Origin of the sequence: Arenimonas sp. (assembly GCF_022842045.1) — a bacterium.
Taxonomy (GTDB): domain Bacteria; phylum Pseudomonadota; class Gammaproteobacteria; order Xanthomonadales; family Xanthomonadaceae; genus Arenimonas.
In genome coordinates, this window is the sequence record NZ_JALHQI010000020.1 from 33,823 (window position 1) to 43,819 (window position 9,997).

The following is a 9,997-nucleotide window of genomic DNA, read 5'->3' on the forward strand; positions in this document are numbered from 1 at the left end:
GAAGGGGCAGGATGCCGCCTGCGGCGCGCGGGCGTCAACGCTCAGCGGGCGGCTTGGCCTTGGGACCGGAGTAGGCCTCGAGCGCGGCCTCGCGGCTGGCCTTGAGATCCACGATGGGCCGGGCCGGGTAATCCGGGGCCAGCTGCCGCAGCAGGGCCGGCTGCTCCCACGGCGCCGCGAGCGCGGAATCGGGCAGTTTCGCCAGCTCCGGTACCCAGCGGCGGATGTACTTGCCGGCCGGGTCGAACTTCTCGGCCTGGGCGATCGGGCTGAAGATGCGGAAGTACGGCGCGGCGTCGGCGCCGGTGCCGGCGGTCCACTGCCAGCCCTGGGTGTTGTTGGGCAGGTCGGCATCGACCAGCGTGTCCCAGAACCAGCGCGCACCGTGCAGCCAGTGGTAGCGCAGGTTCTTGGTCAGGAAGCTGGCCACCACCATCCGCAGGCGGTTGTGCATCCAGCCGGTGTGCCAGAGCTCGCGCATGCCGGCGTCCACGATCGGCACGCCGGTGCGGCCGCGCTGCCAGGCGTGCAGGTGCGCGGCGTCCGGCTTCGCCCAGCGGAACTCCTTGAACTTCGGGTTGAGGTTCTCGTTGGCCGTGTGCGGGAAGTGGAACAGCAAGTGGTGGCTGAATTCGCGCCAGCCCAGCTCGCTCAGGAAATGGTCGACGTCGGGCTGCACCGCCGCCGGCCAGCGCCGCGCCAGCACCGTGGCGACGATGCGACGCGGCGAGATCTCGCCGAAGTGCAGGTGCGGCGACAGCTTCGAGGTGGCGATGCGGTCCGGGTAGTTGCGCTGCTCCTTGTAGCCGGTGGCGGCGCCGTCGAGGAAGGCATCGAGCAGCTCGGCTGCGCCGGCTTCGCCCGGCTGCCAGTGCTCCCAGAAGCCGACGTCCCAGCGCGGCTCGGGCGCGCGCGGCTCCAGCTTCAGGTCGGCGACGTCCAGGCCCGCCAGCCGCGGCGGCGGCTCGGGCAGGCGCGCGGGCGCGGCGGGCGGGGCCTGCGGGTCCAGGCGCTGGCGCGCGTTCTTCCAGAACGGCGTGAACACCCGGTAGGGGTCGCCGCCGCCGGTCTGCACCGTCCAGGGCTCGACCAGCAGCGCGGCGTTGTGGCTTTCCACGGTGAGGCCGCGGGACTTCAGGCCCTGCTTGATCCGGGTGTCGCGGGCGATCGAGGCCGGTTCATACAGGCGGTTCCAGTGCAGGGCCTCGGCCTGGGTTTCGGCGATGAGCTTCTCGAGTTCGGCCAGGCTGTCGCCGCGCCGGATCACCAGCCGCGAACCGCGCGCGCGCAGGTCGGCGTCCAGCGCCAGCAGCGAGCGATGCAGCCAGGCATGCGTGGCGGCGCCCGGCGCCCACGGCGCCTCTTCCTCCGGCGCGTGGATATAAATGCAGACGGGCGCCTGCCCCGCGCGCAGCGCGGCCTGCAAGGCCGGGTTGTCGTCCAGCCGCAGGTCGCGGCGGAACCAGATCAGGGCATGGGCCATGGCGCGGACTCAGGCGGTCTTGACGTAGGGTCGCACCGCCTGGAAGCCGCCGTCGAGGCCAATCACCTGGCCGCTGATCCAGCCCGCGGCATCCGACAGCAGGAATGCGCCGAGCGCGGCCGCGTCCTCCGCCTCGCCGTGGCGGCCGAGCGGGTACTGGCCGGCGATGGCCTTCGCGGCGGCCTCGTTCGACAGCATGCGTTCGGTGGCGGGCGTACGCATCAGGCCCGGCGCGATCGCATTCACCCGCAGGCCGGCGCCGGAGAAATCGGCGGCCAGCGAGCGCACCAGGGCTTCGACGCCGCCCTTGGCCATGGCGATGGCCGCGTGGTTGGCGACGCCGATGCCGGCCGCCACCGAGCTGAAGAACAGCAGCGCGCCCGGCGCCGGCGCCTTCTGCACCCGCGGCGCGTAGGCCTTGGCGACGAAGAAGGCGCTGTCGAGGTTGGCGGCCAGGCAGGCGCGGTACTGCGCCTCGGTGGTGCGGCCGATCGGCGCGATCAGGATGGCGCCGGCGCAATGCGCCACCGCGTCGGGGACCTGGCCGAAGGCCTCGGTGGCGCGGGCGACGGCGGCTTCGGCGCCGTCCTCGGTGGCGACGTCGGCGACGATGGCGAGCTCACCCTCGGACAACGCGAGTTCGTCGGCGCGACGGGAGGCCAGCGCCAGGCGCCAGCCGGCGTCCCGCAGCTGCGCGGCCAGGGCAGTGGCGACGCCGCCGGAGGCGCCGGTGATCAGGCAGGTTTTCATGGGTGTCCCGTCAGGAAGTCAGCCCACGCACCCTACCCGTCCACCCCGTGTTTCGACCGTGAATCCGGCGCCAGCGCCGCACGCAGGGCCTGCGCCTGGGCCCGGATCGCCGCCACCTCGGCCGCTGGCTTGCGCGCGAGGTTCTTCCACTGCAGCGCCGTGCGCGGATGGCGGGCGAACTTCGCCTCGTGCCGGGCCAGGAAATCCCAGTACAGCGTGGTGAACGGGCAGGCCTGTTCGCCCACCGCCACGCCGGGCTTGAAGCGGCAGCCGGCGCAGTGGTTCGACATCTTCTGGAGGTACGCGCCCGAGGCGGCGTAGGGCTTGCTGGTCATGCGGCCGTCGTCGGCGTACTGGCTCATGCCCAGCACGTTCGGAAGTTCCACCCACTCCACCGCATCCACGTAGACCGCCAGGTACCATTCGTGCACCTCGCGCGGCCGCACGCCCAGCAGCAGCGCGAACAGGCCGGTGACCATCAGGCGCTGGATGTGGTGGGCGTAGCCGAGGTCAAGCGTCTGCCGCAGCGCATCGCGCAGGCAGGCCATGTCGGTGTCGCCGGTCCAGTAGAAGTCCGGCAGCGGCGCCTCGGCGCCCAGGGCGTTTTCCTCGAGGAAGCCCGGCATGCGCTGCCAGTAGACGCCACGCACGAATTCGCGCCAGCCCATCACCTGCCGGATGAAACCCTCTACCGCTTCGATGGGCGCATGGCCATCGCGGTACGCCTGCTCCGCCGCCGCCACGACCGCGCGCGGCGGCAGCAACTTGAGGTTCATCGCCGCCGACAGCCGCGAGTGGTAGAGCCAGGGCTCGCCCTCCCACATCGCATCCTGGTAGCGGCCGAACAGCGGCAGCCGGTGCGCGATGAAGTCGTCCAGCGCCGCCTGCGCCTGCGCCGCCGTCAGCGGCCAGTCGAAGCCGTCGAGCCGGCCCGGATGCGCGGCGAAGCGTTCGTTGACCAGCGCCAGCACGCGCCGCGTGGTCTCGTCCGGCGCGAAGGCGCGCGGCGCCGGCAGCAGCCCCGGCCCGCGCTTGTCGAAACGGCCTCGGTTGTCGTGGTCGAAGTTCCATTGGCCACCGACCGGTTCGCCGTCCTGCATCAGCACGCCTTCGCGCTTGCGCAGCCAGCGGTAGAAGAATTCGAGGCGGTATTCCTTGCGCTTGCCGGCCCAGTCGGCGAAATCATCGTCGTCGCAGTAGAAGTGCCGGTCCGGGCGCTCGATCCAGCGCACGCCCGCGGCCTCGCACACCTTGGGCAGCGACTGCGCCAGCCGCCACTCGCCGGGCCGCACGGCCAGCAGCTTGGCCGGCTTCAGCGCGGCGAGGTCGGCGGCCAGTGCGGATTCGAGGTCCGGGTGCGCGTGCTCGTCGAGTGCGAGGTAGTGCACGGTGTACCCGCGCGCCCGAAGGGCCTCGCGGAACTGGCGCATGGCGGCCAGGAAGATGGCGATGCGCGGCTTGGTGCTCCAGACCTGGGTCGCCTCGTGCGCGACCTCGGCCATCCAGACCGCATCACGGGCCGGGTCGAAGTCGTCGAACACCGCCGAGTCGGCGTCGAGCTGGTCACCGAGGACCAGGACCAGATTGCGGAGTTGTAGGGCCATGGCGGAAGTCTGTCCCCTGCCCCGTGCAGGAAATGTAGGAGGGACTTCAGTCCCGAAGCGCTTGCGCTGGAAAGCTTCGGGACTGAAGTCCCTCCTACAGGTCCCCGCCCAGGTATTCGCGGGGGATGCGCGTGTTCAGGCCCACCAGGATTTCGTAGGGAATGGTGCCGGCCGCCCGCGCCACGTCCTCGCAGCGGATCGCCTGGCCGTCCTGGCGGCCGATCAGCACCACCTCGTCCTCGTTGTAGCCGGTGCCGCCCGGCCCGAGGTCGGCCATGAACTGGTCCATGCAGATGCGCCCGGCGATCGGCAGGCGGCGACCGCGCACCAGCACCTCGCCGCGCGAGGACAGTGACCGCGGGAAGCCATCGCCGTAGCCGATCGGGATGGTCACCATTCGGGTGTCCACCTTCGGCGCCCAGGTCGCGCCATAACTCACCGGCTGCCCCGCCGGCACCACCTTGAAGTAGACCACCTGCGAGACCAGCGACATCACCGGCCGCAGGTCCAGGGCCGTGCGCGAGTCCGGGTCGGGCAGCACGCCGTAGAGCGCGATGCCCGGGCGAACCAGGTCCAGGCAGGTATCCGGGAAGTTCAGCACGCCGCCCGAATTGGCCAGGTGCCGGATCGGCATCGGCACGCCGAGGCGGTCGAAGTGGGCGCAGGCCTCGAGGAAGCGTTCGAGCTGCTGCGCGGTCATCGGCGAGTCCGGCTCGTCGGAGCAGGCCAGGTGCGAGTACACGCCCTTGACCGTGCACCAGCGCGAGGCCACCGCCGCTTCGATGAAGGGCCCGGCGCGATAGCTGTGCACGCCGATGCGCTCCATCCCGGTGTCGATCTTGAGATGGATGGTGGCCTTCCGGCCCAGCGCCTCGGCCGCCGCCTCGACCTGGCGCAGCTTGTCGATCGAGGAGACGGTGATCTCGAGGTCTTCGCGGATCAGCTCAGCCGCCTGCGGCCCGAAGATGCCGCCCATCACCAGGATCGGCAGGGTGATGCCTGCGCGACGCAAGGCCACGCCCTCTTCGAGGAAGGCCACGCCGAGCTGCTCGATGCCCTGCGCCTGCAGGTGCCGCGCCACCGGCACCAGGCCGTGGCCGTAGGCATTGGCCTTCACCACGCCCATCACCGGAACACCGGCCGCAGCCCGCAGCACCCGAAGGTTATGCGTGAGCGCGTCCAGGTCGACGCAGATGCGGGTCGGGCGGGCGGTGTCGGTCATGGCCGGATTGTATCTTGGCTGGCCCTGGCGCCGTCGTCACCGGGAAAGCGACCTTCGCTTCCGCGGTGGCACTGGCGTCAGATATAAAGCGCTTCCGCGGCAGCCACGGCGCCGGCTACTCGAAGCTGCCGACCGAATCGCGGGCCAGGTTGTCGAAGCGGGTGTACTCGCCGAAGAACTTCAGCTTCACCGCGCCGGTCGGGCCGTTACGCTGCTTGGCGATGATGACCTCGGCCAGGCCTTTGTCGTTGGAGTCCTTGTTGTAGTAGTCGTCGCGGTAGATGAACATGATGATGTCGGCGTCCTGCTCGATGGCGCCGGATTCGCGCAGGTCGGACATCACCGGGCGCTTGTCGGTGCGCGATTCCAGGCCGCGGTTGAGCTGCGACAGCGCGATCACCGGCACCTTGAGCTCCATCGCCAGCGCCTTGAGCGAGCGCGAGATTTCCGAGATCTCGTTGGTGCGGTTCTCGGCCGAGCCCGGCACCTGCATCAGCTGCAGGTAGTCGACCACGATCAGGCCCAGGTCGTGCTCGCGCTTGATGCGGCGCGCCTTCGAGCGCAGCACGTCGGGCGACAGCGCCGGCGTGTCGTCGATCATCACCTTCACTTCCGACAGCATCTTGATCGCCATGTTCACGCGCGACCAGTCCTCGTCCTCAAGCTGGCCGGTGCGCAGGCGGGTGGCGTTGACCCGGCCGATGGAGGAAATGAGTCGGAATGCCAGCTGGGAGGCCGACATTTCCATCGAGAACACGGCGACCGCCTTCTTGGTCTTCAGCGCGCCGTACTCGGCGATGTTCAGCGCCAGCGTGGTGTTGTGCACGCAGATGTCGTTGGCGATGAAATTGTGGGTGCCCGGCACGGTCAGGTCGTAGACCTGCTGCGAACCGGTGGTGACGATGGACTCGATGCGGTCCCAGACCACGTCGCTACTGGCCAGCGCGGCCAGACCCGGGTCCTGCAGCACCATGGCGATGCGCGCCAGGCGCTCGCGCGACAAGCCGCGCTCGCCCACGTGGCTGTTGGTGTCGGCATGTCCGGTGCGGCGCGCCAGCTCAGCCCAGGACATCCCGCCCTTGGCCTGCTCGATGCGCGTCCAGACTGCGGGCGGCACGCTGTCCACGTTGCGGTGCGGTGCCTTCGAGGCCAGCGCGGTGGCGACGGCCTCGAGCGCCGCCTGCTTGCCGTGGATGCCGACCTCGGCAATGAAGGTGCGGAGGGAGGCCGCGTCGGTGATGTCTAGCTGCCAGGACACCCGGCGCGACTCGCCGTACTTAACCCAGCGCTGGCGCAGCTTGGCGATGACGCCGAAGCGCAGCAGCAGGTGCTGGACCTGCCGCGCAAGTCGTTCGGACACGGTCGCGTAGCCCAACTGCGACTGGCCCGAGGCCAGCACGGTGGCCCAGCCGTCGGTGGCGAACAGGCGGTTGAGGAACTGCGCAAGCTGGGCGCGCGGCAGGCGGAAGACCGGCGCTGGCACCTGCTTGGCGTGCGCGTCGCGGCCCATCAGTCCCATTTCGCGCAACCACAGCGTCAGCGGGTTGGCGATGTTGCGGCGGGCCGAGGCGCCGTCCTCCAGGCCCAGCGCCGCGGGTTCCACTTCGAGCACCCGGCAGAGGTTGTCGATCAACTCGGGCGACGGCACGGTCTTGCCGCGCTGCCAGTTCGATACCGAGGCCGGGCTGACGCCGAGCTCCGCCGCCAGCGACCGCGCCGGGCGCCCGGACCGGGCGACCTGCCCGGCCAGCGCCTGCGCGAACTGTCCCCGGCGAACCCCCACCGCGCCGGAATCGGCCGACATCCGCCAGCTCGGCGCAAAGCCGCGCCGCGTTTCGACTTGCCGGGCCACGGTGCCGCCGAAGGCTGCCACGGCCGCGAGGAAATCGGCGGTGATCTCGGGATTGGTGCTGGTGAAGCGCGGATTGGACCCCGTCAGGCCGCCGTCGCCGATCAGGTAGGCCAGCAGGCTCACTTCGCAATCCCGCATCGGCTGGTCGCCGAACACCGGCAGGCGCCGCGGCACGGCCACGTAGTCGCCAGGCTTGAGGTCGAGCAGCGGCTTCCAGCCGTCCATGGTCAGGAACGGGTGCGGCGCGGTGGACTCCACCCGGCGACCGAGGCGCGTGGTGACCTCGAAGGTCGGCTTGATGCCGTCGTCGACGAAGTCGGAGGGCGCGGCCTGGGCCAGGCGCAGGTCGTCGGTGAGCGTGCCAATGACCCCGCCGCGGGCGCGGCAGATCTCCTCGATGGTGGCCACGCTGCCGTCCGACAGCACGATCTCGGCGTCGGCACTCAGGCATTTACCCATGGCCGGGCGGGCCGCGAGGATGATCAGGTCGGAAGGCTGCAGGCCGGCCGTCATCTCGTCGAGGTCGTGGAAGCCGGTGGGCAGGCCGGTGACGTCGCCCTGGTTCTCGTAGCGCTCCTGCAGGATCTGGAACGCGTCCTTCATCGCCTCGCGCAGGGTGACGAAGTCGGCGCGGCCGCGGCGGCCCTGCTCGGCGATCTTGAAGACCTTCATCTCGGCCGCCGACAGCACTTCCTGGCTGTCGCGCCCCTCGGGCTGGAAGCCGTCGTTGACGATCTCGGTGCCGGCCTCGATCAGCTGCCGCAGCACGGCCTTCTCGCGCACGATCTCGGCGTAGGCGCGGATGTTGGCTGCCGACGGGGTGCTGGACGCCAGCTCGACCAGGTAGCCGGTGCCGCCTATCTGCTCGGACAGGCTGTTGGACTCGAACCACTCGCCCAGGGTCACGGCGTCGAAGGGACGGTTCTTCTCGCTCAGCTCGCGGATGGCGCGGTAGATCAAGCGGTGGTCGCGCCGGTAGAAGTCATGCTCGGTCAGGAAGTCGCCGACGCGGTCGAGCGATTCGGGCGCCAGCATCAGGCCGCCGATGACGGCCTGCTCGGCCTCCACGGACTGCGGCGGCACCCGGAGGGCGTCGATCTTGGCTTCGGTGCGGAAGGACTCGGAACGTGCAGACATATCGGCCTTCAGGAAGGCGCCCACCGGCATCAGCGGGAGGCGGAACATCGGGTCGGACATCCTAGCGAGCCTCCCTGCGCGGTGACACGGATAAGTCTGTGCATAACCCGTGCACATCCTCCCCGCCCGCCGTCTCACAACCTGCGACAGCAGCCCTGTGGGAGGGACTTCAGTCCCTACCCGTGCGCCTTGCGCACGAACCGCCGTACTTTGAGACGTCCCGGCAGCTCCGCCCAGCAACGATAGGGTTCGCCGCCCGCCCTTCAACACGGCGTCCTGCCCATTGAAGGGCGGGTCGCTCACGGGCATCCATGCCCTCCGCGACACTTGCCCATCCATGGGCGGCGCCGTTACGGCATCCTGCCTCCACTTCGTCGAACCCTATCGTCGCAGGGCGGCGCTGCCGCGATGCCACGAGCACCAGCCTTTCGTGCGCAGAGCGCACGGGTCGGGACTGAAGTCCCTCCTACAGGTCCGGGGTCTGGAAAGACGAAGGGCGCCCTGGGGCGCCCTTCGGGGTGTTGCGGGAAGCGAAGATCAGGCTTCGGCTTCGATGACGACCTTGACCGTGGTGTGGACGTCGGCGTGCAGGCGCACCTCGATGTCGAACTCGCCGGTGCGGCGCAGCGCGCCTTCCGACATGACCACTTCGCTCTTGTCGAGCTTGTGGCCGGCGGCGGTGAAGGCCTCGGCGACGTCGCGCGGGCCGACCGAGCCGAAGAGCTTGCCTTCGGTGGACGCGTTCGCAGCGATGGTGACGCTGGTGCCCTCGAGCTTGGCCTTGCGGGCTTCGGCGTCGGCCAGGACCTGGTTGGCCTTGGCTTCGTACTCGGCGCGCTTGGCTTCGAACGAGGCGATGTTGGCCTGGGTGGCCGGCACGGCCTTGCCCTGCGGCACCAGGTAGTTGCGGCCGTAACCCGGCTTGACGTCGACCAGGTCGCCCAGGCCGCCGAGGTTCACGACTTTCTGCAGGAGGATCAGTTTCATGGGTAGTGCTCCGTCACGTTAGCGGGGCGCGCGGCCCCGCAACTGTTGGCTGTCCGTTGGGACGGGTGGAGCGAAGGCCCCGGCGGGGCCCCCGGCTCAGTTCTGGTGGTTGTCGGTGTACGGGATCAGGGCGAGCTCGCGGGCGCGCTTGATCGCGGTCTGCAGCTGGCGCTGGTACTTGGCCTTGGTGCCCGTGATGCGGCTCGGGACGATCTTGCCGTTCTCGGTCAGGTACTGGCGCAGGGTGTTGAGATCCTTGTAGTCGATCTCCTTGACGCCATCGGCCGTGAACTTGCAGAACTTGCGGCGGCGGAAAAACTTGCTCATGTTCGGTCTCCGGTCTCGGCTCAGGCGGCGTCGTCGTTGGCGGTGCCAACGCTGTTTTCGTCATCGTCACGGCGCGGGCGGCGCTCGCCCTTCTCGTCCTTGGTCTTCATGATCAGGGACTGCTCGGTGACGGCCTCTTCGCGGGCGATGACCATGTGGCGCAGCACGGCGTCGTTGAAGCGGAAGCCGTCGACGAGCTCGGTGAGCTCCTTCTGGCCGCACTCGACGTTCATCAGTACGTAGTGGGCCTTGACCAGGTTGTCGATGGCGTAGGCCAGCTGGCGGCGGCCCCAGTCCTCGAGGCGGTGGATCTTGCCGCCCTCGGCCTCGATCAGCGACTTGTAGCGCTCGATCATGGCCGGCACCTGCTCGCTCTGGTCCGGATGGACCATGAACACGATTTCATAGTGACGCATGGGTTGTTTCCTTGTGGATGCGGCCGGTGATTCGGCCTGGCAGCCCCCGGCCTCAGATGGCGAGCCATCTGCCGTGGAGCAAGGGTCTCCCCGGGATGGGGAGCCGCGCATTATGCCCGAGCCCGGCGCGCAGGCGCAAGCTACTGTCGGAAAAGGGATTTGGCCCGGCTATCGGCGCGCGGGCGCGGCGCCGGGCGCGGGCAGGCGGGCCCGGGCCGC

8 protein-coding genes are annotated in these 9,997 nt (G+C 69.7%); all 8 read right to left on the minus strand.

Annotated elements, in window-relative coordinates:
• Positions 1-34 precede the first annotated feature (34 nt).
• Complete coding sequence (locus tag Q0C12_RS06360; RefSeq protein ID WP_290887777.1) at positions 35-1,483, minus strand: deoxyribodipyrimidine photo-lyase; 1,449 nt, start codon at positions 1,481-1,483, stop codon at positions 35-37.
• A gap of 9 nt (positions 1,484-1,492) precedes the next feature.
• Positions 1,493-2,233 (minus strand): SDR family oxidoreductase, encoded by a 741-nt coding sequence (locus Q0C12_RS06365; RefSeq protein ID WP_290887779.1) that lies wholly within the window; start codon positions 2,231-2,233, stop codon positions 1,493-1,495.
• A gap of 32 nt (positions 2,234-2,265) precedes the next feature.
• A complete protein-coding gene (locus Q0C12_RS06370) occupies positions 2,266-3,837 on the minus strand; it encodes a cryptochrome/photolyase family protein (protein WP_290887781.1) in 1,572 nt (523 codons plus the stop codon).
• Between the two features lie 94 nt (positions 3,838-3,931).
• Positions 3,932-5,059 carry an alanine racemase gene (gene alr, locus Q0C12_RS06375; protein ID WP_290887784.1) on the minus strand — a complete coding sequence of 376 codons (1,128 nt, stop codon included), beginning with the start codon at positions 5,057-5,059 and terminating at the stop codon, positions 3,932-3,934.
• Between the two features lie 115 nt (positions 5,060-5,174).
• Positions 5,175-8,387: a replicative DNA helicase gene (gene dnaB, locus Q0C12_RS06380; protein ID WP_343212441.1), complete on the minus strand. Its 3,213-nt coding sequence runs from the start codon at positions 8,385-8,387 to the stop codon at positions 5,175-5,177.
• Positions 8,388-8,585: 198 nt separating this feature from the next.
• Positions 8,586-9,035, minus strand: coding sequence for a 50S ribosomal protein L9 (gene rplI, locus Q0C12_RS06385; RefSeq protein WP_034210978.1), 450 nt, complete (start codon positions 9,033-9,035; stop codon positions 8,586-8,588).
• A gap of 96 nt (positions 9,036-9,131) precedes the next feature.
• Positions 9,132-9,362 carry a 30S ribosomal protein S18 gene (rpsR, locus tag Q0C12_RS06390; protein WP_034210977.1) on the minus strand — a complete coding sequence of 77 codons (231 nt, stop codon included), beginning with the start codon at positions 9,360-9,362 and terminating at the stop codon, positions 9,132-9,134.
• A 20-nt stretch (positions 9,363-9,382) separates the two neighbouring features.
• Positions 9,383-9,778: a 30S ribosomal protein S6 gene (rpsF, locus tag Q0C12_RS06395; protein WP_290887789.1), complete on the minus strand. Its 396-nt coding sequence runs from the start codon at positions 9,776-9,778 to the stop codon at positions 9,383-9,385.
• Positions 9,779-9,997 lie beyond the last annotated feature (219 nt).